Annotated in this window: 21 protein-coding genes; 17 read left to right on the forward strand and 4 right to left on the reverse strand. The window is 65.1% G+C overall.

All coding sequences use genetic code 11. The features are described from left to right. Nucleotides 1–149: 149 nt before the first annotated feature. The 16 genes from pilV to tolA are packed head-to-tail and all read left to right on the forward strand — an operon-like array spanning nucleotide 150 to nucleotide 16,034. Nucleotides 150–761, forward strand: coding sequence for a type IV pilus modification protein PilV (gene pilV / locus E5CHR_RS16435; protein WP_162580845.1), 612 nt, complete (start codon nucleotides 150–152; stop codon nucleotides 759–761). Nucleotides 762–787: 26 nt separating this feature from the next. After that, nucleotides 788–1,756 (forward strand): PilW family protein, encoded by a 969-nt coding sequence (locus tag E5CHR_RS16440; RefSeq protein WP_269474085.1) that lies wholly within the window; start codon nucleotides 788–790, stop codon nucleotides 1,754–1,756. Between the two features lie 2 nt (nucleotides 1,757–1,758). Then, entirely contained in the window at nucleotides 1,759–2,382 is a 624-nt protein-coding gene (locus E5CHR_RS16445) for a pilus assembly PilX family protein (RefSeq protein WP_162580847.1), read from the forward strand. Between the two features lie 12 nt (nucleotides 2,383–2,394). Beyond that, nucleotides 2,395–7,113, forward strand: a complete 4,719-nt coding sequence (locus tag E5CHR_RS16450) for a pilus assembly protein (RefSeq protein WP_162580848.1) — start codon at nucleotides 2,395–2,397, stop codon at nucleotides 7,111–7,113. Then, a complete protein-coding gene (locus tag E5CHR_RS16455; RefSeq protein ID WP_162580849.1) occupies nucleotides 7,110–7,580 on the forward strand; it encodes a type IV pilin protein in 471 nt (156 codons plus the stop codon). Before E5CHR_RS16450 ends, E5CHR_RS16455 begins: the two co-directional genes overlap by 4 nt. Beyond that, nucleotides 7,577–8,167: a GspH/FimT family pseudopilin gene (locus tag E5CHR_RS16460; RefSeq protein WP_162583745.1), complete on the forward strand. Its 591-nt coding sequence runs from the start codon at nucleotides 7,577–7,579 to the stop codon at nucleotides 8,165–8,167. The genes E5CHR_RS16455 and E5CHR_RS16460 overlap by 4 nt, the downstream gene beginning before the upstream one ends. Before the next feature lie 37 nt (nucleotides 8,168–8,204). Continuing rightward, nucleotides 8,205–9,302: a bifunctional diaminohydroxyphosphoribosylaminopyrimidine deaminase/5-amino-6-(5-phosphoribosylamino)uracil reductase RibD gene (gene ribD / locus E5CHR_RS16465; RefSeq protein ID WP_162580850.1), complete on the forward strand. Its 1,098-nt coding sequence runs from the start codon at nucleotides 8,205–8,207 to the stop codon at nucleotides 9,300–9,302. Nucleotides 9,303–9,347: 45 nt separating this feature from the next. Further along, nucleotides 9,348–10,001: a riboflavin synthase gene (locus tag E5CHR_RS16470; RefSeq protein ID WP_162580851.1), complete on the forward strand. Its 654-nt coding sequence runs from the start codon at nucleotides 9,348–9,350 to the stop codon at nucleotides 9,999–10,001. Next, nucleotides 9,998–11,158 carry a bifunctional 3,4-dihydroxy-2-butanone-4-phosphate synthase/GTP cyclohydrolase II gene (gene ribBA / locus E5CHR_RS16475; RefSeq protein ID WP_162580852.1) on the forward strand — a complete coding sequence of 387 codons (1,161 nt, stop codon included), beginning with the start codon at nucleotides 9,998–10,000 and terminating at the stop codon, nucleotides 11,156–11,158. The genes E5CHR_RS16470 and ribBA overlap by 4 nt, the downstream gene beginning before the upstream one ends. A gap of 28 nt (nucleotides 11,159–11,186) precedes the next feature. Further along, nucleotides 11,187–11,657 (forward strand): 6,7-dimethyl-8-ribityllumazine synthase, encoded by a 471-nt coding sequence (gene ribH / locus E5CHR_RS16480; protein ID WP_162580853.1) that lies wholly within the window; start codon nucleotides 11,187–11,189, stop codon nucleotides 11,655–11,657. Between the two features lie 12 nt (nucleotides 11,658–11,669). Next, on the forward strand, nucleotides 11,670–12,203 hold the full coding sequence (gene nusB / locus E5CHR_RS16485; RefSeq protein WP_162580854.1) for a transcription antitermination factor NusB: 534 nt from the start codon (nucleotides 11,670–11,672) through the stop codon (nucleotides 12,201–12,203). Further along, on the forward strand, nucleotides 12,200–13,399 hold the full coding sequence (locus E5CHR_RS16490) for a pyridoxal phosphate-dependent aminotransferase (RefSeq protein WP_162580855.1): 1,200 nt from the start codon (nucleotides 12,200–12,202) through the stop codon (nucleotides 13,397–13,399). Before nusB ends, E5CHR_RS16490 begins: the two co-directional genes overlap by 4 nt. After that, on the forward strand, nucleotides 13,396–13,860 hold the full coding sequence (gene ybgC / locus E5CHR_RS16495; RefSeq protein WP_162580856.1) for a tol-pal system-associated acyl-CoA thioesterase: 465 nt from the start codon (nucleotides 13,396–13,398) through the stop codon (nucleotides 13,858–13,860). Before E5CHR_RS16490 ends, ybgC begins: the two co-directional genes overlap by 4 nt. Next, a complete protein-coding gene (gene tolQ / locus E5CHR_RS16500; RefSeq protein ID WP_162575038.1) occupies nucleotides 13,857–14,573 on the forward strand; it encodes a protein TolQ in 717 nt (238 codons plus the stop codon). Before ybgC ends, tolQ begins: the two co-directional genes overlap by 4 nt. 21 nt (nucleotides 14,574–14,594) lie before the next feature. Continuing rightward, complete coding sequence (locus E5CHR_RS16505; RefSeq protein WP_162580857.1) at nucleotides 14,595–15,032, forward strand: biopolymer transporter ExbD; 438 nt, start codon at nucleotides 14,595–14,597, stop codon at nucleotides 15,030–15,032. Nucleotides 15,033–15,035: 3 nt separating this feature from the next. Then, nucleotides 15,036–16,034 (forward strand): cell envelope integrity protein TolA, encoded by a 999-nt coding sequence (gene tolA / locus E5CHR_RS16510; protein ID WP_162580858.1) that lies wholly within the window; start codon nucleotides 15,036–15,038, stop codon nucleotides 16,032–16,034. A gap of 54 nt (nucleotides 16,035–16,088) precedes the next feature. Here tolA and dnaE read toward each other — a convergent pair whose 3' ends face one another. Then, nucleotides 16,089–19,589, reverse strand: coding sequence for a DNA polymerase III subunit alpha (gene dnaE / locus E5CHR_RS16515; protein ID WP_162580859.1), 3,501 nt, complete (start codon nucleotides 19,587–19,589; stop codon nucleotides 16,089–16,091). A 63-nt stretch (nucleotides 19,590–19,652) separates the two neighbouring features. On the opposite strand from dnaE, the gene E5CHR_RS16520 reads away from it, so the two are divergent. Continuing rightward, entirely contained in the window at nucleotides 19,653–20,438 is a 786-nt protein-coding gene (locus E5CHR_RS16520) for a sulfurtransferase (protein ID WP_162580860.1), read from the forward strand. Nucleotides 20,439–20,463: 25 nt separating this feature from the next. On the opposite strand, the gene E5CHR_RS16525 is transcribed toward E5CHR_RS16520, so the two are convergent. The 3 genes from E5CHR_RS16525 to E5CHR_RS16535 are packed head-to-tail and all read right to left on the reverse strand — an operon-like array spanning nucleotide 20,464 to nucleotide 22,442. Further along, entirely contained in the window at nucleotides 20,464–21,381 is a 918-nt protein-coding gene (locus E5CHR_RS16525) for a pirin family protein (RefSeq protein ID WP_162580861.1), read from the reverse strand. Nucleotides 21,382–21,398: 17 nt separating this feature from the next. After that, complete coding sequence (locus tag E5CHR_RS16530) at nucleotides 21,399–21,962, reverse strand: flavodoxin family protein (RefSeq protein WP_162580862.1); 564 nt, start codon at nucleotides 21,960–21,962, stop codon at nucleotides 21,399–21,401. 33 nt (nucleotides 21,963–21,995) lie between these two features. Continuing rightward, complete coding sequence (locus tag E5CHR_RS16535; protein WP_162580863.1) at nucleotides 21,996–22,442, reverse strand: DoxX family protein; 447 nt, start codon at nucleotides 22,440–22,442, stop codon at nucleotides 21,996–21,998. Nucleotides 22,443–22,459: the final 17 nt, after the last annotated feature.

The raw sequence follows: 22,459 nt of genomic DNA on the forward strand, positions 1-22,459 counted from the left end.
AAAGACCTTGCCGTCATCGCCAGACGGCGAAAGGATTTCGGGCCCAACGGTTTCGCAACCCCGCTTAGCGGCCGCTCGTCTTTCTCCCCGCCTCCCAGAATCGCCAGTTGAGTCGCCAACAGATGGCGGCCTAACTGCTGGAGGTAGTGATGCAATCGAGTATTCAGCGACGCAGTCGGGCATCGGGCTTTTCTTTGATCGAGGTGCTCGTCGCACTTCTCGTGCTCTCGTTCGGCTTGTTGGGAATGGTTGGGCTGCAGGCAACGGCCATGCAGAACAATCGGGAGGCCCGCCTCCAATCAGTCGCCGTCGATCTGGCGCGCGAACTCGCCGAGATGATGCGAGGCAACAAGGATGTTGCAATGCTGGCGGCCGCCAACCCCTATGTTGGGGATTTTTCCGCCACCGCTCAGGCGGCGGCCGTGCCTGCTTCACCTTCTTCCTGCCTGTCGACTGGATCTTCCTGCGCCAACAACGACGCAGTGGCAAGCGCCGAGCTGACTGACTGGCTGGCCCGCGTATCTGCCAGTCTTCCCGGCGCCCGGGTGAAGATCTGCCCTGATTCAGCGCCCTACTCCGGCGCCGGCTTGCCTCAGTGGAACTGCACCGCGAGCGCAAGCACCGACGTGATCGTCGTCAAAATAGGATGGACTCACCTGTCTACGGACGGATCCCTGCAGGATCGGAACATCCGCACCACGAGTACAGACGATGTCCCGCGGGTGATCCTGCCGGTAACTGCGGGTAGCACGACGTCATGAAGCCGCCGCCCCGCCCCAGTGCGCGCATGCGCCGCCGTCCCAGAGGCATGACGCTGGTGGAACTTCTCGTGGCCATGACACTGGGCTTGCTGATCACACTCGCCGCAACCGCGGCGCTGGTCGCGGCGCGGCGCGGATTCACCACCGTGGATGCCGCATCACAGCTGCGCGACAACGCCCGTTTTGCAACCAGCCTCATCCAACGCCTGGTAGTCCAAGCCGGATACAGGGACGTGTTCAACGTTACCACCAAGCGCAGCAATGCGGCCGGGACCAGTGCCGACCCTGATCCCTACGTGTACGGCTTCGACAACGCTGTTGCGTCGAAGACTTCGGTCACGTCCGCAGACCCACGCAGCGACGACTCCTTAGGCTATTTCGGCGATGTGTTGATTCTGCGCAGCCAGCCCACCGAGACCTATCCCGGCTCCGGCAAGGCCGACAAGGGAATGATCGATTGCTCCGGCTTCGCGGCTGATACGCCACCGGCCAACCGGGACGATACCCGAGCAAGCGTCCTTTTTGTCTCTCCATCGTCCAGCGACGGCGAGCCGACGCTGAAGTGCTATCGATCGGCGACCGGCACGGTACCTTTCGACCAGGCAGTGCCGCTGATCCGTGGCGTAGAAAACTTTCAGGTGCTGTATGGCGTCGATGGTGTCGTAGCCAACACGGCCATCGATCCCGCAAACGCCGCCTTGAAACCCGACACGGTCCCCGATAGCTACTTGCGCGCCGACCAGTTGACGGTGGCGGGCAACGATACAGCGACGCGTGCCAATTGGCGGCGCGTGCGCAGCCTGCGCATCGGCATGGTCCTGCGCAGCGACGTCGGTGCAGCACAGGAGTCCAAGACCAAGACTCTGTACCCCCTGGGCAGTTCTGGCTTCAGTTCGACCGACGACATAGGCACGATCTACACGGCGCCGGCCGATGGCCGAGTGCGGCAAGTCGTGACCTTCACCGTGCATCTGCGCAACGACCAGGGACTGTGACAATGCCGCATCTGTCTTACGCCGGATCCGCACAGCGCCAGAGAGGCCTGTCGTTGATCGTGGTGCTTCTCATCCTTGTAGTGATATCGATCCTCGGGGTGGGCAGCGCCCAAATCGCCTTGCAAGGCGAACGTAGCGCGCGCAATGACCGCGACATGCAGTTGGCATGGCAGGCTGCCGAAGCAGCGCTGCAGGATGCGGAGTTCGATATTCATGGGCCAGGAACAAACAATCGCAGCGCATTCTTTGGATCCCTGCAAGACACCAGCGGCTTCGTCACCAACTGCGGCACCCAGGGCTCAGGAAGTTCCTTCAACGCACTTGGGCTTTGTGCGCTGGTCATGAGCGGAACACCAGCGTGGCTGAACGTCGACTTCACGGTCACGGACACATCGGCACGCACTGTCAAGTTCGGCACCTTCACCGGCAGAAGCTTTGCCGCCAGCGATTCGGGCACCCGGGGCATCGAACCCTACCAGGCTCCGCGCTACGTGATCGAGCCGATCCCGGATCCGGGCAATCGTGACCTCTCTTCGACCGCCAGCTATGTCTACCGCGTGACCGCCATGGGATTCGGACCACGCAAGGACATCCAAGCAGTGACTCAGATCATCTACCGAAACTAGCGCGACGACACTATGCTCGATCTTGTTCGCAACTTGCCACCTCGGCTTAGAAACCTTTTGCGCGCCGGCTCCTGGAGCCGAGCGCAGCGCCTGCTCGTCGGGCTCTTCCTGCCGGTCATGGCGATCGCCGTGTCGGTGGCAGTGCGAAGTCAGACCGTAGCGCCGGCAATTCCACAAGTATCACTTTCGAGCGACCCACTCTATGCAACGGCCTCGGGCGACAAGCCAACCATGGCGCTGGCGCTGTCGGTTGAATGGCCTACCGCAGGAGCACAGTACATCAAAGGATCGAATGCCCTTGACAACTCCTACACCAATACGTCCGAGTACCTTGGTTACTACGACACCGAGTCCTGTTACGCGTACAACGATAAGCCCACAGAGACGCTTCAACCGAGCGAGCAAACCACCGACTACAAGCGATTCGACCGCACCGGTCCGGCGACAAGCCGTATGTGCGCAGACGGGTTCAGTGGCAATTTTCTAAACTGGGCCAGCGGCTCGGCAATCGACATGCTGCGCCTTTCCCTTTCCGGGGGAGACCGTTCTATAGACCGCGAAGACCTCACCATCCTTCAACGCGCATTCGTTCCCAACGGTGATCCGCATTGCCTCTGGAATTCCACCTCTTTTCCTGCCAAGCAGTTGCAGCGCGACGGGGGTGGCGCGGGAGCTTACTGGGGTGCGATTCCCGTTGCCATGCGCAAAGCGGCAGCGAAACAAGATGTCTGGGTTGCCAACACGCTGAACCAGATCTTCTTCGGAACGTTCCGCGGCGCAGGTTGCGGCATGGCTGGTGTCCATGTGGGCAACGGTAGCTACACACTGGGATCCAACGTCCCAACCGTCGTGGCTAACTTCACCCCCGTTTTTCAACCCCTGCCAAGCGATGCCTCGCCCGCATGCGCTACCGAGAACGGTATATGCACGTTCTCGGGCATCAGGCAGGTCTGGTACGGCAGCGGAACGCAATGGGCCGTGGCGGCGGCGTCGGGCCCGATCATATGCACCAGTCGCATGTTCTCTAATTTCGCCCCCGACGTCTCAAAAGCCTGCTACACCCGCCCGTACACGGGTACTTGGAAACCCACCGCAGCTGCGAAGTTAATTACTGCCGGCCCTGTCACCCGCCAGAACCAAAGCCTGCCGAATGATGCATCGGCGGCATGCGCAACCGAAGGAGGCACATGCACATTCGACGGCATCAAAGAGGTTTGGTACGGCGCAGGTACGCATTGGGATGTGGCGCCAGCCGTTGGCCCCATCACGTGCTACGCGGGTCAGGTCTTCGGCGATCCTATTTATGGCGTCGTCAAATCGTGCTACACGCGCAACTACGCCGGGCCCTGGTTGCCTTCCTACGCGGCTGACCCCGCGGCGCCTGGTTCCGGCTCAAGCGCAGCACTGAACAGCGACGGCTTCTTCTATGCCCGCGTTAAAGTCTGCGATCAAGACGCTTCCGGCGCGCTTCTGGACGTCCGTGACTACGGAGCCGGCCACAACTTCTGCACTGCGTACCCCAGCACCAAATACAAACCTACCGGCGCCATTCAGAAGTATGCCAACTCGCTTCGGCTGGCGGCCTTCGGTTACGCGCTGGACCAAACCCTCAGTCCCGAAGGCGGACGCTACGGTGGGGTACTGCGCGCGCCGATGAAATACGTCGGAAACAAGACCTTCGACAAATACGGGCAAAACAACACCCCGGCTGGCGGCAATCCTGCTGCCGAGTGGGATGCCAGGACAGGCGTGTTCTACGCCAACCCTGACAACGACACGACGCAGACCCCGGCCATCAGCGGCGTGATCAACTATCTCAACAAGTTTGGACGCACCAGCGCGACGCCCGGACGCTACAAGGATTGGGACCCGGTAGGCGAGCTTTACTACGAGACACTGCGGTACCTGCAAGGACTGCCACCCAGCCCGGACGCCGTCAGCAAACTGACCCCGGACATGTATGACGGCTTTCCTATCTTCACGGACTGGTCTGGGCTTGACCCGTTTGCCGATCGCTCCCCGACCAGCAGCTATGCCTGCCTCAGGAACAATATTGTCGTGATCGGCGACATCGAAACCCATGACACGCCCAACTACGGGCGCTTCCCGGGGGCCAACCTGGCCATCAACGTGCCTGATTTCGCAGCCTCGCTCGCCACTGTCGCCAGCTTCGAGAGCGGTACCGCCACTTCCTACGAGGATGGGCAAGGCATGCTTCGGACCACAAGCAATCCGAACACGCCAAATCCTTACAAGTTCGGGACCGAAATGGGAATCGCAGGCACCGCGTACTGGGCCCATACGCACGACATTCGCGGGACCAACTGGACCGCCGAACCGTCCAAGCAACGGCCCGGACTGCGCACCAGAACGTTCACCTTTGACGTGAACGAATACGGCAACCAGAACTTGGCCGCGAACCGCCACTACCTGAATCCGTTCTTCACGGCTGCAAAATACGGGGGTTACGAGTCGATGCCCTCCCGGAAGGACACTGCGAGGCCGTACAACACTTGGGGCAATCCTTTCATGAGGGATGGCGGCACAGTCGAAAACAATGTGTGGCAGGACCCTACCCAGCCGGGCGAGGCCGCCACGTATGCTTTGCAAAGCAATGGACGCGCTGAGTTATCCGCCTTTGACAAGATTTTCGATAGCGCTGGAGAGCCGACATTCAATATTGCTGGCGCCGCCGCGCAGGCAGGCGTGTTGACCCAAGGCACGAACAACACGATCTTTCAAGCCCAGTTCGACTCCACCGACTGGTCCGGTGATGTTGTCGCGAAAATTGTGTCTGTCGACGCGTCCAACCAAGTCTCGCTCTCTCAAAGCCCTCAATGGAGTGCTGCAGAACGCCTCAGGAATTTCACAGACCCTGTAAACAACCGAAATATCGTGATCGGCAACGCAGGCGCTACAAGCAGTCCAGTCGCTTCGGCATTCAAGTGGAACGAGATCAGCAGCGTTGTTCAACAAGCGCTCAACAAGCCGGACCCCTCGTCAGCGGCCGACAATCAAGGGGAGGATCGCCTCAAATTCATTCGCGGCGACCATTCGAAGGAAGGCAACGTTTTCCGAAATCGTGAAGGCAAGAGTCTGGGAGACATCGTCAATTCAGGCGTCGCGTATTCCGGCGCGCCGAACGGCACCATCAACTCGAGCACCTATCCGGCGTTCCGGGAAGACAACAAGAATCGCACACCCGCAGTGTTCGCCGGCGCCAATGACGGCATGATGCATGCCTTCAATGCAACGACGGGCGACGAGCTGTTTGGTTACATCCCGAGTTGGCTGGCACCAAAGCTCTCTGTCCTTACCAGCAAGGACTACATGGTCAACCATCAGAGCTATGTGGATGCGACTCCCGTGGTGGCCGACGCGGAAGTGGGCACAAATTGGAAGACAGTGCTCGTTGGTGGAACGGGAGCGGGCGGGCGGGGTGTGTATGCTTTGGACGTGACCGATCCGGCCGCGTTCTCTGCTTCGAAGGTGATGTGGGAATTCACCCCAGCCGACGATATCGATTCCACAGATAGCAATTACAGCTTGGGGAATGTCGTCGGACGTCCGCAGATCCTGAAGTTCCGTACCAGTGCCACGGGCGCGCCCCCCGCCTACAAATGGTTCGCGGTCGTGGCCAGCGGAGTCAACAACTATGTTCCCGACGCAGAGGGCCACTTCAGTTCTACGGGCAGGCCGGCAATCTATCTGCTGGACCTTGCCAAGCCACAGGGGACAGCCTGGTCGCTCAATAGCAACTATTACAAGATCTCCATCCCGGTAGACAGCAGCTTGAGTAGTACCCAGCCCCCAGGCGTCCTGAACTTCAAGGCGGCTCTTGGCGCTCAGCAGGAGGTTACCAAGCTGTTCGTGGGTGACCTGCACGGAAAGCTCTGGAAGCTGGACTTCACTCCCTGGGGAACAGACCACTGGAACATGGCCGATCTTTCAGCTTTCCATACGGGCACCCAACCCTATCCACTCTTTATCGCCAGAAGTGCGACGGGCCAGGTGCAACCGATCAGTGCCGCCCCCCTGCTGGTCCGCGGGTCGGCGCAGCAATCCATCTATGTTGCGTTCGGCACTGGCAAATACCTGGAGGCCACGGACAGCGCATCTGCCATCACCAACTCGTTCTATGTGGTGAATGACGACGGAACAGCGAGGCCCGACAGCACTTCCGGTTCGCCTGCAAGTGCAATTACAGGGCGCGGCCGCCTGCAAGGCGGTACCTTCAACAGCACGACCGGCGACATCAATGTCCCAGCCTTTGTCTGGGGCCGCGCCGCCAGCGACGGCGACACGACGCAACGATCCGGGTGGTATCTCGACTTCCCGAGCACCGGGGAGCGCCAGGTCACCGGCACTTCGCTGGCAGGCGACACCCTGATATTCAGCAGCCTCACTCCCAATCCCAGCACCAGTGCGAGTATCTGCGGAGCCGGCGGCGGTACCGGGCGCGAGTACCGCTTGACCGTGGACACGGGTGACGGGGCATCGACCCAGTCGACCGTCGGATTGCTGGGCGAAAGTATGGCCATGAGGATCGCTTCGGCCACCACCTCGACCATCACCGACAGCACGGGCCGCCGTCATCGCACCATCACGACGCAGAGCATCAGCCAAGGTACGACCGGCCTTGCTGCCACCAGCACTGTCACGCAGGAGGAGATTGCCGGCCGGCTCAGCTGGCGGCAGATTCACAACTACCGGGATCTCAAGACCCAATGAAAAAGCGCTCTCAAAAAGGCTTCACGCTCATCGAACTGATGATCGTGGTTGCTATCGTCGCGATCCTGGCGAGCATCGCGTATCCGTCCTATGCGTGGGCAGTGCTGAAGGGCCGGCGTGCGCAGGCGCGAACGGCGATTCTGGAACTGCTCCAACAGCAGGAGCGATACATGACTCAGAACAACACCTACATGGCGTTCACCACCACCTCCGCGGGCGTGACCACTCCGGCCGGCGTTCCCTTCAAGACCTTCGCAGGCGACAACTCGAATGGCGCGCCCTACTACCTGACAGCCGCGGCATGCACCGGCAGCACGATCGATGAATGCGTGCAAATCAACGCAAAGCCTACCTTCACCGATGGGGAGGTCGATGAACTATGGGCCACCAGCGGCGGCAGCAGGAACTGCACAGGAACAGCCGGCACTACACCGCCTGCCGCTCCACCCAAGGTGTGCTGGCCATGAGTCCGCAGCGTTCCTACATGTCGACCCGCGGCTTCACCCTGATCGAATTGATGGTGACGCTGGCGGTTGCGGCGATCTTGATGACGATCGCGGCGCCGAGCTTTCTCGCGTTCCAGCGAAACTCCGAGCTCACCTCGGCCGCCAATGGTTTGGTTGCGACCATCGCAGCGGCTCGCGGCGAGGCCATGAAGTCCGGGATGTACGCAATGATCGTCCCGGCGGATGGAGCGGCATGGAGCAGCGGCTGGGTGGCATTCATCGACAAGGATGCGAATCGCGCATTTACGGCCAGCGCTGATCAGGTGATCTCCAGACAGGCGGCGCTCGCCAGTTACTTCACGGTAAGCAGCACGGGCACGGCCAACGAATCCCCCCCTTACATCATGTTCGACGGCTCGGGCTACCCGAAGACGACTTCCAACGGATTCGGCCAGCTGACCTTCAGCATCGCACGTTCCGACGTCCTCGACTCGGCACGCCCGGACCAGACCCGCAACGTTATGATTTCAGTCGCTGGCCGCATTCGCTCCTGCAAGCCGGCCAGCGACTCAGACCCAAAGTGCCGTGCCTCTGACAACGACGATTGATACCGGCCCCACAGACCGCTTGCCAGCCGATGCGAGCATGCGGCTCGCACTGGAGTTGAGCGCATCAGCCCGCACGCTCTCCCCACCGAATCCCCACGTAGGCTGCCTCATCCTGGCGGCAAACGGGCAGCGGCTGGGCCAGGGCCACACCCAGCGTCCCGGCGGGCCGCACGCTGAAATCATGGCCCTGCGGGACGCCGTGGCCCAGGGCCACTCCGTCGTCGGCGCCACCGCCTACGTCACCCTCGAACCCTGCGCCCACCACGGCCGCACCGGCCCGTGCTGCGACGCCCTGATCGCCGCCGGCATCCGCAAGGTCGTCGCATCGCTCACCGACCCCAACCCGCTGGTCGCCGGCCAAGGCTTCGAGCGCCTGCGCGCGGCGGGTGTCGAAGTCGAGGTGGGCCCCGGCGCAGAGGAGGCGCGCGAACTCAACATCGGTTTCTTCAGCCGCATGATCCGCAAGACCCCGTGGGTCCGGCTCAAGGTCGCCGCCTCGCTGGACGGCAAGACCGCCCTGCCTGACGGCACCAGCCAATGGATCACCTCCGAAGCCGCCCGCACCGACGGCCATGCCTGGCGCGCGCGTGCCGGTGCCCTGCTCACCGGTGTCGGCACCGTGCTCGAGGACGATCCGCGGCTCGACGTGCGCCTGGTCGAGGCGCCACGCCAGCCGCCGCTGGTGGTGGTCGACAGCCAGTTGCAGACGCCGCCCACTGCACGCCTCTTCGAACCTGCCCGGCCAGTCTGGATTTACGCCGCAGCTCCCAACGCGCCGGCCCAGGCAGCGCTTGAAGCGCGGGGTGCCATCGTCCGCTACGTCGCCAACCCCCAAGGCAAGGTGGACCTCGCAGCCATGCTTCGCGACCTCGCGCTGCGCGAAGTCAACGAGTTGCACGTCGAGGCAGGCCACAAGCTCAACGGCTCGCTGATGCGCGAAGGCCTGGTGGACGAATTGCTGTTCTACGTCGCCCCGAAGTTCATTGGCGAAGGCCTCGGCATCGCGCACCAACCCAATCCCGCGGGCAACCTGACCCGGCTGGACCAGGCCCTCCCGTTGGAATTCAAGTCGGTCGAAGCCCTCGGACCCGACCTGCGCATCGTTGCCCGGATTGCGGGTCGCGACCGCTTTTAGTCAGAGCCTGCCGAGGCGGCCTCGCATCTCTGCGAAAATGCCGCGATGTTCACCGGAATCATCACCGGCGTGGGGCGCATCGCCGCCGTCCACGACCTCGGCAGCTCTTCATCCCACGGCAAGCGGCTCGGTATCGCGACGCCCGCCGGCTATCTGGACGACGTGGGCCTGGGCGACAGCATTGCGCTCAACGGCGCCTGCATGACGGTCACCTCCCTGGACCCAGCGCAGCAGCTCTTCACCATCGACATCTCGGCGGAATCGCTGGACAAGACGGCCGGCCTCGCTGCCACCGGTGCCCGCGTCAACCTCGAGAAAGCGCTGCGCGCCAGCGACCGCCTCGGGGGCCACATCGTCTCCGGCCATGTCGACGGCATCGGTACCGTGAGCCACTTCGCCCCGGTGGGCGAAAGCTGGGAGCTCCGGGTGCTGGCACCGAAGGCGCTCGCCCGCTTTCTCGCGTACAAGGGCTCGATCACCATCAACGGCGTGAGCCTCACCGTCAACACCGTAAACGACGGCCCCGATGGCAGCGAGATCAGCATCAACCTTATCCCTCACACCGTCGAGAACACCGCGCTCGGCAGCCTCGAGGCCGGCAGCCGCGTGAACCTCGAGATCGACACCGTCGCACGCTACGTCGAGCGCATGCTCCAGGCCGGCGCCCTGCCCGCCACCCCCAAGGATCCCTCGCCATGAACGCCTCCGTCACCCCGATCCCCGCCCCCCGCGGCGCGCGGGCGCCCGCCCCCATCTCGCCAGTCGAGGAGATCGTGGCCGAGCTGCGCGCCGGCCGCATGGTGATCCTGGTCGACGAGGAAGACCGCGAGAACGAAGGCGACATCGTGATCGCCGCCGACCACATCACCCCCGACGCCATCAACTTCATGGCCCGGCATGCCCGCGGCCTGATCTGCCTCACCCTCTCGCGCGAGATGTGCGAGCGGCTGCAGCTGCCGCCGATGGTGGCGCGCAACGGCGCGAAGCATTCGACCGCCTTCACCGTCTCGATCGAGGCGGCCGAGGGCGTGACCACCGGCATCTCCGCGGCTGACCGCGCACGCACGGTGCAGGCGGCCGTCGCGCCCAACGCAGTCGCTGCCGACCTGGTTCAGCCGGGCCACATCTTCCCGCTGCAGGCCGTGGACGGCGGCGTGCTGATGCGCGCCGGCCATACTGAAGCCGGCTGCGACCTCGCCGCCATGGCAGGCTGCTCGCCGGCCTCCGTGATCTGCGAGGTGATGAATGACGACGGCACCATGGCGCGCCTGCCCGACCTGCAGCTCTTCGCAGCGGAGCACGGGCTCAAGATCGGCACCATCGCCGCGCTCATCGAGCATCGCAGCCGCACCGAATCGCTGGTCGAGAAGATCGGCTGCCGCGAGATCCACACCACCTGGGGCTGGTTCACCGCCCACGCCTTCCGCGACAAGCCCAGCAAGGGCGTGCACCTGGCGCTGGTGCGCGGCAAGTGGAATTCGGCCGACACGGTGGACGTGCGCGTGCACGAGCCGCTGTCGGTGCTGGATGCGCTGGAAGTCAACCGCTCGCTGCACTCCTGGAGCCTCGATGCCAGCCTGGCCCACATCGCGTCCGAAGGCAAGGGCGTGGCCGTGCTGCTCAACTGCGGCGAGACCGGTGCCGAGCTGCTGTCGCAGTTCGACGGCACGGCGCGTCCCGCCCAGGCGCCGGAACGCGGCCGCATGGACCTGCGCAGCTACGGCATCGGCGCGCAGATCCTGCGCGAGTGCGGCGTGCACCGGATGAACCTGCTGGGCACGCCGCGCCGCATGCCCAGCATGGCGGCGGGCTACGGCCTGGAAATCGCCGGCTACCTCAGCAAGGACGAACAATGACCCACAACCCGCAAAGACAGGACCACTGATGCAGGACGCAAACAAGGGCAGCGCCGCCGCGCTCGACGGCAGGGGCCTGCGCATCGGCATCGTGCAGGCGCGCTTCAACGAGGACATCACCGACGCGCTGGCGAAGGCCTGCCTCGGCGAACTCGAGCAACTGGGCGTTGCAGCCGAGGACATCGATCGGCTGAGCGTGCCGGGCGCGCTCGAAGTGCCTCTCGCGCTGCAGGCCCTGGCCGAACGCAATCGCTACCACGCGCTGGTCGCGCTGGGCTGCATCATCCGCGGCGAGACGTACCACTTCGAGCTGGTTGCCAACGAATCCGGCGCCGGCGTGAGCCGCATCGCACTCGACTATCGCATTCCGGTCGCCAACGCCATCCTCACCACCGAGAACCTCGAACAGGCACTCGCCCGCCAGAACGACAAAGGCCGCGACGCGGCGCGCGTGGCGGTCGAGATGGCGCGGCTGATCGGGTCAGCCAACAGGCCTTGATCCCTCTTCTTCATGACCGACGACACCAAGACCAGCGGCCAGCGCCCGCGCCAGTCGCGCCCGGGGCTCACCAGCACCGGCGCCCGGAAGGCCTCCGCCAAATCCACCCGCAGCCGCGCGCGCGAGTTCGCGCTGCAGGCGCTCTACCAGCACCTCGTGGGGCGCAACGACGCGGCTTCGATCGACCAGTTCACGCGCGACCTGGCCGGCTTCCACAAGGCGGATGCGGCGCACTACGATGCCCTGCTGCACGGCGCCATCGCCTCCGCGCAGGAACTCGATGCGCTGATCGTGCCCCTGCTCGACCGCAAGCTGGAAGAGATCTCCCCGATCGAGCATGCCGTGATGTGGATCGGCGTCTACGAATTCCAGAACTGCCTCGACGTGCCCTGGCGCGTGGTGCTCAACGAGTGCATCGAGCTCGCCAAGGAATTCGGCGGCACCGACGGCCACAAGTACGTGAACGCGGTGCTCAACGGCCTCGCACCCCAACTGCGCCCCGCCGAGGTGGAGGCAGATCGCGCCAGCGGCAAGGTAAGGCCATGAAGATTTCGAAGCGCGCCGAGCGCATCGAGCCCTTCTACGTGATGGAAGTCGCCAAGGCCGCTTCCGCACTGGCACGCGAGGTTGCGCACACCGACCGGCCGATGATCTTCCTCAACATCGGCGAGCCCGACTTCACCGCGCCGCTGCCGGTGCAGGAGGCCGCCCTGCGCGCCGTGCGCGCCGGCGCCACCCAGTACACCCACGCGACCGGCCTCGAGGTGCTGCGCGAACGCATCAGCAGCTGGTACCGCGAGCGCTTCAACGTCGACGTGCCGGCGCGGCGCATCGTGATCACCGCCGGTGCCTCCGCTGCGCTGCAGCTGGCCTGCCTGGCGCTGATCGAGGCCGGCGACGAGATCCTGCTGCCCGACCCCAGCTACCCCTGCAACCGCCAGTTCGTGAGCGCCGCCGAGGGCCGCGCGGTGCTGATCCCGACCACCGCCGAAGAGCGCTTCCAGCTCAGCGCCGCCAAGGTCGAGGCCGCGTGGACCGAGCGCACGCGCGGCGTGCTGCTGGCCTCGCCTTCGAACCCCACCGGCACCTCCATCGAGCCCGGCGAGCTGCGCCGCATCCACGAGGTGGTGACGCGGCGCGGCGGCATCACGTTGGTCGACGAGATCTACCTTGGCTTGTCGTATGAAGACGAGTTCGGGCAGAGCGCGCTCGGCATCGACGACCAGATCATCAGCATCAACAGCTTCAGCAAGTACTTCAGCATGACCGGCTGGCGCCTGGGCTGGCTCGTGGTGCCCGAGGCGCTGGTGCCCGCGATCGAGCGGTTGGCGCAGAACCTCTTCATCTGCGCGAGCACGGTCTCGCAGCATGCGGCGCTGGCTTGCTTCGAACCTGCGAGCATCGCCGAGTACGAGCGCCGCCGCGCCGAGTTCAAGGCGCGGCGCGACTGGTTCATCCCGCAACTCGAATCGCTGGGCTTCAAGGTGCCCGTCGTTCCCGACGGTGCCTTCTACGCCTGGGCCGACTGCGCCGCCTTCGGCGCGCGGCTGGGCATCGCCAACAGCTGGGACTTCTCCTTCGAGGCGATGAAGAAAGCCCATCTCGCCATCACGCCCGGCCGCGACTTCGGCTCGGACCAGACCGCGCGCTTCGTCCGCTTCTCGACCGCCAGTTCGATGGCGCACCTGCAAGAGTCGGTGGAGCGCCTGCGGGCCTGGGCGGGCACCGCCGTTCCCGCATGAGCTTTTCGTTTCCCGTCCGCGTCTACTGGGAGGACACCGATGCCGGCGGGATCGTGTTCTACGCCAACTACCTCAAGTACATGGAGCGCGCCCGCACCGAGTGGCTGCGCTCGCTGGGCATCGCGCAGCGCGCCCTGCGCGAGCAGACCGGCGGCATCTTCGTGGTCAGCGAGACCCAGCTCAAGTACCACCAGCCGGCCCGGCTCGACGATGAGTTGCTGGTGACCGCCGAGCTGCGCCAGATCGGCTCGGCGTCCCTGATAATCGGCCAGCGCGTGCTGGCCCGGCCGGCACATGCCCCTGCCGCCGATCCGACGTCCGATGCACCGGTGCTCTGCGAAGGCACGATCCGCATCGGTTGGGTTCACGCCGACACGCTGCGGCCCGCGCGCATCCCGGCGCAGGTTTCGGGAACCCTTGCGCGCTATGCGGGCTCCATGTCTCAACCTCAGAAGCCATGAATCAAGAACTCTCGATCCTTTCCCTCCTGCTGCATGCCAGCCTTCCGGTGCAGCTCGTCGTGCTCCTCCTGATCGTGGTGTCGATCGCCAGCTGGGCGGCCATCTTCCGCAAGTACTTCTCGCTCAAGCGCACGCGCTCGCTCAATGACGACTTCGAACGCGAGTTCTGGTCCGGCACCAGCCTGAACGAACTGTTCTCCTCGGCCGCCCAGCACGCCAAGTTCGCGGGCCCGATGGAGCGGATCTTCGCCTCCGGCATGCGCGAGTACCAGAAGCTCCGCGAGCGCCATGTGTCCGACGCCGGCACGCTGCTCGATGGCGCGCGCCGCGCGATGCGCGCGAGCTTCCAGCGCGAGCTCGATGCGGTGGAGCAGAACCTCTCCTTCCTCGCGACCGTCGGCTCGGTCTCGCCCTACGTGGGCCTGTTCGGCACGGTGTGGGGGATCATGCATGCCTTCACTGGCCTGGCGGCGCTGGCGCAAGTTACGCTCTCTACCGTGGCCCCGGGCATCGCCGAGGCGCTGGTCGCCACCGCGATCGGCCTGTTCGCCGCCATCCCGGCCGTGGTCGCCTACAACCGCTTCGCCCGCGAAATCGACAAGATCGCGATCGGCCTGGAGACCTTCATCGAGGAGTTCTCGAACATCCTGCAGCGCAACCTCACCGCCCACGTCGTCAACCCGTCCCAGATGGGCCCGGCCACGGTTCGCTGACAGACAGCCGGAGAAATCACCATGCCAGCCATGTCCTCACGCGGCCGCGGCCGCCGCACGATCAACGAGATCAACATGGTCCCGTTCATCGACGTCATGCTGGTGCTGCTGATCATCTTCATGGTCACGGCACCGCTGATCACGCCGAGCGTGATCAACCTGCCCACGGTGGACCGGGCCAACAAGCAGCCCGACCGGCCGGTCGAGATCGTGATCAAGAGCGATGACGAAATCCAGATCAAGAAAGACCCCTCCACCGGCACCGGCGCACTCTCGATCCCGATGACGCAGATCGGCAGCGCCGCGCGCACTGCGCAAAGCGGCGATGCGCAGCGCCCGGTGGTCATCAGCGCCGACAAATCGGTCAAGTACGAGACAGTGGTCAAGGCCATGAACCAGCTCAAGGCCAGCGGCATCGAGCGCGTCGGCCTCTCGGTGCAGACCACGGGCTCCCGCTAAGCCATGTCGCTGGCCGCAGACCGCCCCGAATTCGCGCCGCCGCCGCAGCGCGGCACCTTCCGTGCAGTGCTGCTGGCGCTGATCGCGCATGCGCTGCTGATCATTGCGCTGACCTGGGGTGTGAGCTGGCGGCGTGAGGCCGAGAACGACGCCGTCGAGGCCGAGTTGTGGTCCTCGACCATCCAGCAGGCCGCACCGCGCGCGGTCGCCCCGACCCCGCCGGCACCTGCGCCGGCCCCCACCCCGGCACCGCCACCGCCCCCTCCTCCTCCCCCGCCGCCTCAGGCGGCGAGACCGCCGGAACCGGCGCCTCCGCCACCCAAGCAGCCCGACATCGCCCTTGAGCGTGAGAAGAAACTCAAGGAGCAGAAGGAACAGAAGGAGCGCGAGCGCGAAGAAGAACTGGCCCGGCAACAGCAACAGAAGAAGGTCGAAGCCGCTCGCAAGGCGGCGCAGGAAAAGAAGGAACAGGAAGCCAAGGAGCGCGAACGCGAACGCGCCGAGCAAGAGGCCGAGCGCAAGAAGGAACAGCAGCAGAAGCTGGCCGAGGCCAAGAAGAAGCAGGAGGCCGAGGCAAAGAAAGAGGCTGCCGAGGCCGCCAAGAAGAAGGAAGCCGAAGCCAAGGCTTCAGCGCAGGCTGCCGCCGACCGCGCCGCCACGCTCAAGCGCATGCAGGCCATGGCCGGCACCGGCGGCGAAGGCAATGCCGCGCGCTCATCGGGACCATCAGGCAGCTACGGCGGCAAGGTCGCAGCCGCGGTGCGCCCGAATGTGGTGTTTCCGGAAGCAGACCTGGTCAGCGGCAATCCGGGCGCCGAGTTCGACGTTCGCCTCGCGCCCGACGGCACCATCGTCGGCACACCGTCGCTGGTCAAGAGCAGCGGCCTGCCCAACTGGGACGAGGCCGCTTTGCGCGCTCTGCAAAAAACCGAGAAGCTGCCGCGCGACGTCGACGGTACCGTCCCGCCGCGCCTGAGCGTCACGCTGCGCCCGAAGCGCTGAATCTGCTCACGAACGCGAGCACTCGCGATTAGCGCGGCGCCGTGACCCCGGCACCTACTCGTAGACGATCGCCGCCTTGCCCGCCTCGGCTTGTGCCATCCAGCTGGCCAGCGCCGCGTCCGTCGGGAAGAACTTCGCCCGTTCCCCCAGCTGCAGCTCCACCTGCGCACCGCCGCGCGCCATCGACAGGCGCACGCCCAGGCCCTGCAGCAGCTCGCCATGCTCGCTCTGCTCGGTGCGCGGCGGAAACTCGCGAACCAGCCGCGCGATGTCGGGCGCCTTGCCATTGACCGCCACCCGCAGGAACTTGCCGAAGCGGCAGCGCGCGGTGGCGAGGTCCCACACCTGCTGCACCTGGAAGCGCGCCTCGAAACCGCCGCGGGCGGGCTGCAGTCGCCCGCTCACGATGACCAGTTCGTCGTCCTTCAGCGTGTTGCGGTTGTTGTTGATCAGCGCCTCGTCGGCCGTGGCCTCGATGGAGGCGGACTTGTCGTCCAGCTTGAAGATCGCCAGGCGGCCGCGCTGACCGTTGATCACGCGCATGTCGCTCACGATGCCGGCGATCACCTGCTGCTCGCGGCTGTCGATCAGGTCGTCGATCTCGCGCTTGCAGAAGCGCCGCACCTCGTGCGCCACCTCGTCGAACAAGTGGCCCGACAAGTAGAAGCCGATGGCCGTCTTCTCCAGGGTCAGCCGCTCCTTCACGCCCCAGGGCGTCGCATCGACCAGCTCGGGCTCCTGCGTGGCGGAGCCATGCTCGCACTCGCCGAAGATGTCGGCCTGCGCTGCGTTGGCTTCGGTGGCGTTCGCGAACTCGAAGGCGCGGTCGATCGACGCCACCAGCGCCGCGCGGTTCTGCTGCAGCGCATCGAAGGCGCCCGCCTTGATCAGCGCCTCGACCGTGCGTTTGTTGATGCGCTGGCGGTCCACCCGCACGCAGAAATCGAACAGGCTCTTGAAGGGCCCGCCGTCCTCCCGCGCCCGCACCACGGCCTCCACGGCGAGCTGCCCCGTCCCTTTGACCGCGCCAAGGCCGTAGCGGATGACCTTGTCGGTGACAGGCTCGAAGCGGTAATTGCCGCGGTTCACGTCCGGCGGCTCGAAGGTCATGCCGAAGTTCTTCTGCGCGTCCTCGAACAACACCTTCAGCTTGTCGGTGTCGTCCATTTCCACGGTCATGTTGGCGCAGAAGAACTCGGCCGTGTAGTGCACCTTGAGCCAGCCCGTGTGATAGGCCAGCAGCGAATAGGCCGCCGCGTGCGACTTGTTGAAGCCGTAGCCCGCGAACTTCTCCATCAAGTCGAAGATCTCGTCGGCCTTGTCCTCGCTGATGCCGTTCTTGGCGGCCCCGGCACGGAAGGTCAGCCGGTGCTCGGCCATCTCCTCGGCCTTCTTCTTGCCCATGGCGCGACGCAGCAGGTCGGCGCCGCCGAGCGAGTAGCCGCCCAGGATCTGCGCGGTCTGCATCACCTGCTCCTGGTAGACCATGATCCCGTAGGTCTCCGAAAGCATCTCTTCCACGAGCGGATGCGGGTACTCCACCGGCTCCCGGCCGTGCTTGCGCGCGACGAAACTGGGGATCAGGTCCATCGGGCCTGGGCGGTAGAGCGCGTTCAATGCGATCAGGTCTTCCAGCCGCGTCGGCCGCGCGTCCTTCAGCATGCCCTGCATGCCGCGTGATTCGAACTGGAACACGGCCTCCGTCTTGCCCTCGGAGAAGAGCCTGTACGTGGCCGTGTCGTCGAGCCGGATGTTCTCGTAGGCGAAGTCCTCCTGGCCCTTGTGGCGCTTGACGATGAATTCCTTGGCGATCTCCAGGATGGTCAGCGTCGCCAAGCCCAGAAAGTCGAACTTCACCAGGCCGATGGCCTCCACGTCGTCCTTGTCGTACTGGCTCACGGCCGAGTCGCTGCCCGGCTGCTGGTACAGCGGGCAGAAGTCGGTGAGCTTGCCCGGCGCGATCAACACGCCGCCGGCGTGCATGCCGATGTTGCGCGTCATGCCTTCGAGCTTCTGCGCGAGCTCGACCAGCATGCGGACTTCTTCCTCTTTCTCGATGCGCGCCGCGAGCTGCGGCTCCATCTCGATGGCGTAGTTGTTCTTGTCGCCCTCGACCTTGGGAACCGGCGGGTACTGCAGCGTGACCGACATGCCCGGCTTGTTCGGAATCAGCTTGCTGATGCCGTCGCAGAAGGTGTAGCTCATGTCCAGCACGCGGCCCACGTCGCGGATGGCGGCGCGCGCGGCCATGGTGCCGAAGGTCGCGATCTGGCTCACGGCGTCGCGGCCGTACTTGTCCTTCACATAGTCGATCACCCGGTCGCGGTTGCTTTGGCAGAAGTCGATGTCGAAGTCGGGCATCGAGACGCGTTCGGGGTTCAGGAAGCGCTCGAACAGCAGCTTGTATTCGAGCGGGTCCAGGTCGGTGATCTTCAGCGCGTAGGCGACCAGCGACCCCGCGCCGGAGCCCCGGCCCGGGCCCACCGGGCAACCATTTTTCTTGGCCCAGTTGATGAAGTCCCCCACGATCAGGAAGTAGCCCGGGAAGCCCATCTTGAGGATGGTGTTGATCTCGAACTCCAGCCGCTCGACGTAGCGCGGGCGCTCGACGTCGCGCTTGGCCGCATCGGGGTACAGGTGCTCGAGGCGTTCCTCCAGGCCATCGTACGAGGCCACGCGGAAATACTCCTCGATCGGCATGCCGTTCGGCGTCGGAAAGTTCGGCAGCCTGGGCTTGCCCAGCGTCAGCGTGAGGTTGCAGCGCTTGGCGATCTCCACCGTGTTGGCGACTGCGCTCGGCACGTCGGCAAAAAGCGCCTTCATCTCGGCCGCCGACTTGAAGTACTGCTGCGGCGTGAAGCGACGCACGCGGCGCGCGTTGCCGAGGATCTCGCCCTCCGAAATGCACACGCGCGCTTCGTGCGCCTCGAAGTCTTCGGCAGTGGCGAACTGCACCGGGTGGGTCGCGACCACCGGCAGGTTCAGGCGCGCGGCCAGTTGCACCGCGGCCACCACGTGCGGCTCGTCTTCGGGACGGCCCGCGCGTTGCAGCTCGATATAGAAGCGATGCGGGAACAGGCCCGCGAGTTGCAGCGCCACCTCGGCCGCACGCTCGGCCTGGCCCTGCAGCAGCGGTGCGCCGAGGGGCCCGGCCTGCGCGCCCGAGAGCGCGATCAGGCCGCCTTGCAGCTCTTCGAGCCAGGCCAGCTTGCACGCCGCCTGCGCCTGGCCACGGCCCACGTTCTGGGTCCAGGCGCGCGCCAGCAGCTCGGACAGGTGCAGGTAGCCTTCCATGTTCTGCACCAGCAGCACGATCCGCGTCAGTGCGCCCGGCTCGGTCCCCAGTCCATCGACGAAGATCTCTGCACCCAGCACCGGCTTCACGCCCTTGCCGCGCGCTTCCTTGTAGAACTTGACGCCGCCGAAGATGTTGTTGAGGTCGGTGACTGCCAGCGCGGGCTGCTGGTCGGCGGCCGCGGCCTTGACGACTTCATCGATGCGGTTGGTGCCGTCGACGACGGAGAACTCGGTGTGCAGGCGCAGGTGAACGAACATGGGCTCGATTGTAGAAACCCGCCCTTCCACCCTGTGAGTTGGCGATCCCTACAATCCGCCCCCGTGCAAGAGATTTTGAATATCGCGGCCTACAAGTTCGTCGCCATCGAGGACGGCGAGGCCCTGCGCGAGGCGCTTCGCACGCGCACCCATGCGCTCGCGCTCAAGGGCACCATCCTCCTGGCGCCCGAGGGCATCAACCTGTTCGTCGCCGGTGTGCCCGCGGCGGTGGATTCGTTCCTCGACAGCCTGCGTGCCGATCCGCGCTTCGCCGATCTCGAAGCCAAGAAGAGCTGGTCCGAGGCGCAGCCCTTCAGGCGCATGCTGGTGAAGCACAAGCGAGAGATCATCCGCATGGATCATCCCGCCATCCAGCCAGCCGCCGGCCGCGCGCCCAGCGTCGACGCACCCACGCTCAAGCGCTGGCTGGACCAGGGCCATGACGACGCGGGCAAGCCGATCGCGCTGCTCGACACGCGCAATGCCTTCGAGGTGGACCATGGCACTTTCGACGGCGCGATCGACTGGCGCATCCACAAGTTCACCGAATTTCCTGCAGCCTTGCGCACGCACCGGGAGCAACTGGCCGGCAAGACAGTGGTGAGCTTCTGCACCGGCGGCATCCGCTGCGAGAAGGCCGCGATCCTGATGCGCGAGGAAGGCCTCCACAACGTGCTTCAGCTCGAAGGGGGCATCCTCAAGTACTTCGAGCAGGTGGGTGGAGCGCACTACCGCGGCGAGTGCTTCGTGTTCGACGGGCGCGAGGCGCTCGCGCCCGACCTGAGCGCGCGCTCGAACCGGGCGAGCGCTCGCGCGGCAGAAGATCCCGACCTCGCGATCAAGGGCTGAAGCATCCAGCCCGGCTTCACGACCTTCAGACGGGCGTGGTCTTCTCGTCCGGCTCCTGGCCCTGCACGCGGAACGGATGCCCCGGTAGCGGGATGAACTCGGTTTCACCCGGCACCTGGCCCATGCGTTGCGCAGCCCAGGCTTCGCCGGCCTCGAGAATGCGCTCGCGGCGGCTGGAGACGAAGTTCCAGGTGATGTAGCGCGGGCCGTCGAGCGGCTCGCCGCCGATGATCACGATGCGCACTGCATCGTCCGCCTCGAGCACGCCGCCCAGTCCGTCAGGCAACGTCGCCATCTCGTGCTGTGCCACCGGCGCGCCATCGATCCGGAGCGTGCCGTCGATCGCATAGATCGCCATCTCGTCGGCCAGGGCGGGCAGCTCGAAGCGTGCGCCAGCCGGCAAGGCCAGGTCGAGGTAGAGCGTCTTCGAGTAGGTCTTGACGGGCGAGTGCACACCGAAGGCCTCGCCGACCAGCACGCGCACCTGCGCGCCCTGCACGTCGACCGCCGGGATCTGGTCGGCCGCAGTGTGCGAGAAGCTGGGCTCGACCTCCTCGAAGGCCTGCGGCAGCGCAGCCCAGAGCTGCAGACCGTGGTTGACGTAGGTGGCATCGAGCAGGGGCTCGGGCTTGCGTTCGGAATGCACGATGCCGCGGCCGGCGGTCATCCAGTTGATCGCGCCGGGACGGATCTCCTGCACCACCCCCAGGCTGTCGCGGTGCATCATCGCGCCCTCGAAGAGGTAGGTGACGGTGGCCAGGCCGATATGCGGATGAGGCCGCACATCGTGCTCCTTGCCCGGAGTCTCGGTGGCCGGGCCGAAATGGTCGAAAAACACGAAGGGCCCGACCGAGCGCCGCTGGGCGGCGGGCAGGAGGCGGCGGACCTTGAAGCCTCCGCCGAGGTCCTTGTCGTGCGGTTGCAGGAGCAGTGCTGCTGTCATCGTCAGTTCTCCGTGAGTCATGCCGGCGAGCGGCCTCGTGATGCTGCCACTTCGGCCACGTGCTCGCCGAACGCGATGGCGGTCTCGAGGTCACCCTTGGCTATTTCGGCCGGGCTGGCATCGGTCGGCGATGTGGTCAGCAGGCCGCCGTAGCCGCCGACGTAGTTGATCGAATCGCGCCGTGCCGCCTTGTCGTTGCTCGGCAGCAAGCCGAGCGGCACCCACAGGCCGCCGTGCTGGCTGGCCAGTTGCCACAGGTAGGTCAGCGTGGCCCCCTTGTCGCCGTTCATCGCGGCGCTGTTGGTGAAGCCGGCGAAGAGCTTGTTCTTCCAGCCCTGAACGAACCAGACCTTCGAAGACGCGTCCGCGAACTTCTTGAACTGCCAGCTCACGCCGCCCATGTAGGTGGGCGAGCCCATGATGATCGCGTCGGCCGCGGCGAGCAGGTCCCACCCATCGGCCGGCAGGTTGCCATCGGCGTCGATCTGCAGCAGCCGGGCCTCCGCGCCATCGGCCACCGCCTGCGCAATGCGCTGCGTGTGGCCGTACCCCGAATGAAAAACAACAACGATGTCGGTCATGCGGGATTATGGCGATCGATCGCTTCGGCTTCTTCAGCGCTTGTCGATGCTGAAGCGGCCGGCGCCGAAGGCCGCGAAAGCGAGCAGGCCGCCTGCCACCGCGATGTTCTTGAAGAACATCAGCTGGTTGACCATGGCCTTGTCGGCGGGCAAGGCCCAATAGTTGTGGAAGAAGATGCTGGCCGCGACGGTGAACAGGGCGAGGACGATGGCGGCGATGCGCGTCTTGTAGCCCACGAGAAACATCAGGCCGACGCCGAGTTCCACGACGATGGCGATCACGGCCCCCAATTGCGGCAAGGGCAGCCCGACCGAGCCGATGTAGCCGACGACGCCGGCAAAGCCAGTGAGCTTGCCGAAGCCGGCCGGCACGAAAAGCAGGGCGATCAGCACGCGGCCGATCAGAGCGAGCGTGTCCTGGGCGGTGCTGGCCGTGGCTGGCACGGCAAAAGTCGTTGCGGTAGTGGTGCTAGTGGACATTGGAAGAACTCCTCTGG

The organism is Variovorax sp. PBS-H4 (genome assembly GCF_901827205.1).
Lineage (GTDB): Bacteria > Pseudomonadota > Gammaproteobacteria > Burkholderiales > Burkholderiaceae_C > Variovorax.

Excerpts from the sequence above, each read along its gene's own strand:
- pilV (WP_162580845.1), top strand. The coding sequence starts at position 150 with ATGCAATCGAGTATTCAGCGACGCAGTCGGGCATCGGGCTTTTCTTTG.
- E5CHR_RS16440 (WP_269474085.1), top strand. The coding sequence starts at position 788 with ATGCGCCGCCGTCCCAGAGGCATGACGCTGGTGGAACTTCTCGTGGCC.
- E5CHR_RS16445 (WP_162580847.1), top strand. The coding sequence starts at position 1,759 with ATGCCGCATCTGTCTTACGCCGGATCCGCACAGCGCCAGAGAGGCCTG.
- E5CHR_RS16450 (WP_162580848.1), top strand. The coding sequence starts at position 2,395 with ATGCTCGATCTTGTTCGCAACTTGCCACCTCGGCTTAGAAACCTTTTG.
- E5CHR_RS16455 (WP_162580849.1), top strand. The coding sequence starts at position 7,110 with ATGAAAAAGCGCTCTCAAAAAGGCTTCACGCTCATCGAACTGATGATC.
- E5CHR_RS16460 (WP_162583745.1), top strand. The coding sequence starts at position 7,577 with ATGAGTCCGCAGCGTTCCTACATGTCGACCCGCGGCTTCACCCTGATC.
- ribD (WP_162580850.1), top strand. The coding sequence starts at position 8,205 with ATGCGGCTCGCACTGGAGTTGAGCGCATCAGCCCGCACGCTCTCCCCA.
- E5CHR_RS16470 (WP_162580851.1), top strand. The coding sequence starts at position 9,348 with ATGTTCACCGGAATCATCACCGGCGTGGGGCGCATCGCCGCCGTCCAC.
- ribBA (WP_162580852.1), top strand. The coding sequence starts at position 9,998 with ATGAACGCCTCCGTCACCCCGATCCCCGCCCCCCGCGGCGCGCGGGCG.
- ribH (WP_162580853.1), top strand. The coding sequence starts at position 11,187 with ATGCAGGACGCAAACAAGGGCAGCGCCGCCGCGCTCGACGGCAGGGGC.
- nusB (WP_162580854.1), top strand. The coding sequence starts at position 11,670 with ATGACCGACGACACCAAGACCAGCGGCCAGCGCCCGCGCCAGTCGCGC.
- E5CHR_RS16490 (WP_162580855.1), top strand. The coding sequence starts at position 12,200 with ATGAAGATTTCGAAGCGCGCCGAGCGCATCGAGCCCTTCTACGTGATG.
- ybgC (WP_162580856.1), top strand. The coding sequence starts at position 13,396 with ATGAGCTTTTCGTTTCCCGTCCGCGTCTACTGGGAGGACACCGATGCC.
- tolQ (WP_162575038.1), top strand. The coding sequence starts at position 13,857 with ATGAATCAAGAACTCTCGATCCTTTCCCTCCTGCTGCATGCCAGCCTT.
- E5CHR_RS16505 (WP_162580857.1), top strand. The coding sequence starts at position 14,595 with ATGCCAGCCATGTCCTCACGCGGCCGCGGCCGCCGCACGATCAACGAG.
- tolA (WP_162580858.1), top strand. The coding sequence starts at position 15,036 with ATGTCGCTGGCCGCAGACCGCCCCGAATTCGCGCCGCCGCCGCAGCGC.
- dnaE (WP_162580859.1), bottom strand. The coding sequence starts at position 19,589 with ATGTTCGTTCACCTGCGCCTGCACACCGAGTTCTCCGTCGTCGACGGC.
- E5CHR_RS16525 (WP_162580861.1), bottom strand. The coding sequence starts at position 21,381 with ATGACAGCAGCACTGCTCCTGCAACCGCACGACAAGGACCTCGGCGGA.
- E5CHR_RS16530 (WP_162580862.1), bottom strand. The coding sequence starts at position 21,962 with ATGACCGACATCGTTGTTGTTTTTCATTCGGGGTACGGCCACACGCAG.
- E5CHR_RS16535 (WP_162580863.1), bottom strand. The coding sequence starts at position 22,442 with ATGTCCACTAGCACCACTACCGCAACGACTTTTGCCGTGCCAGCCACG.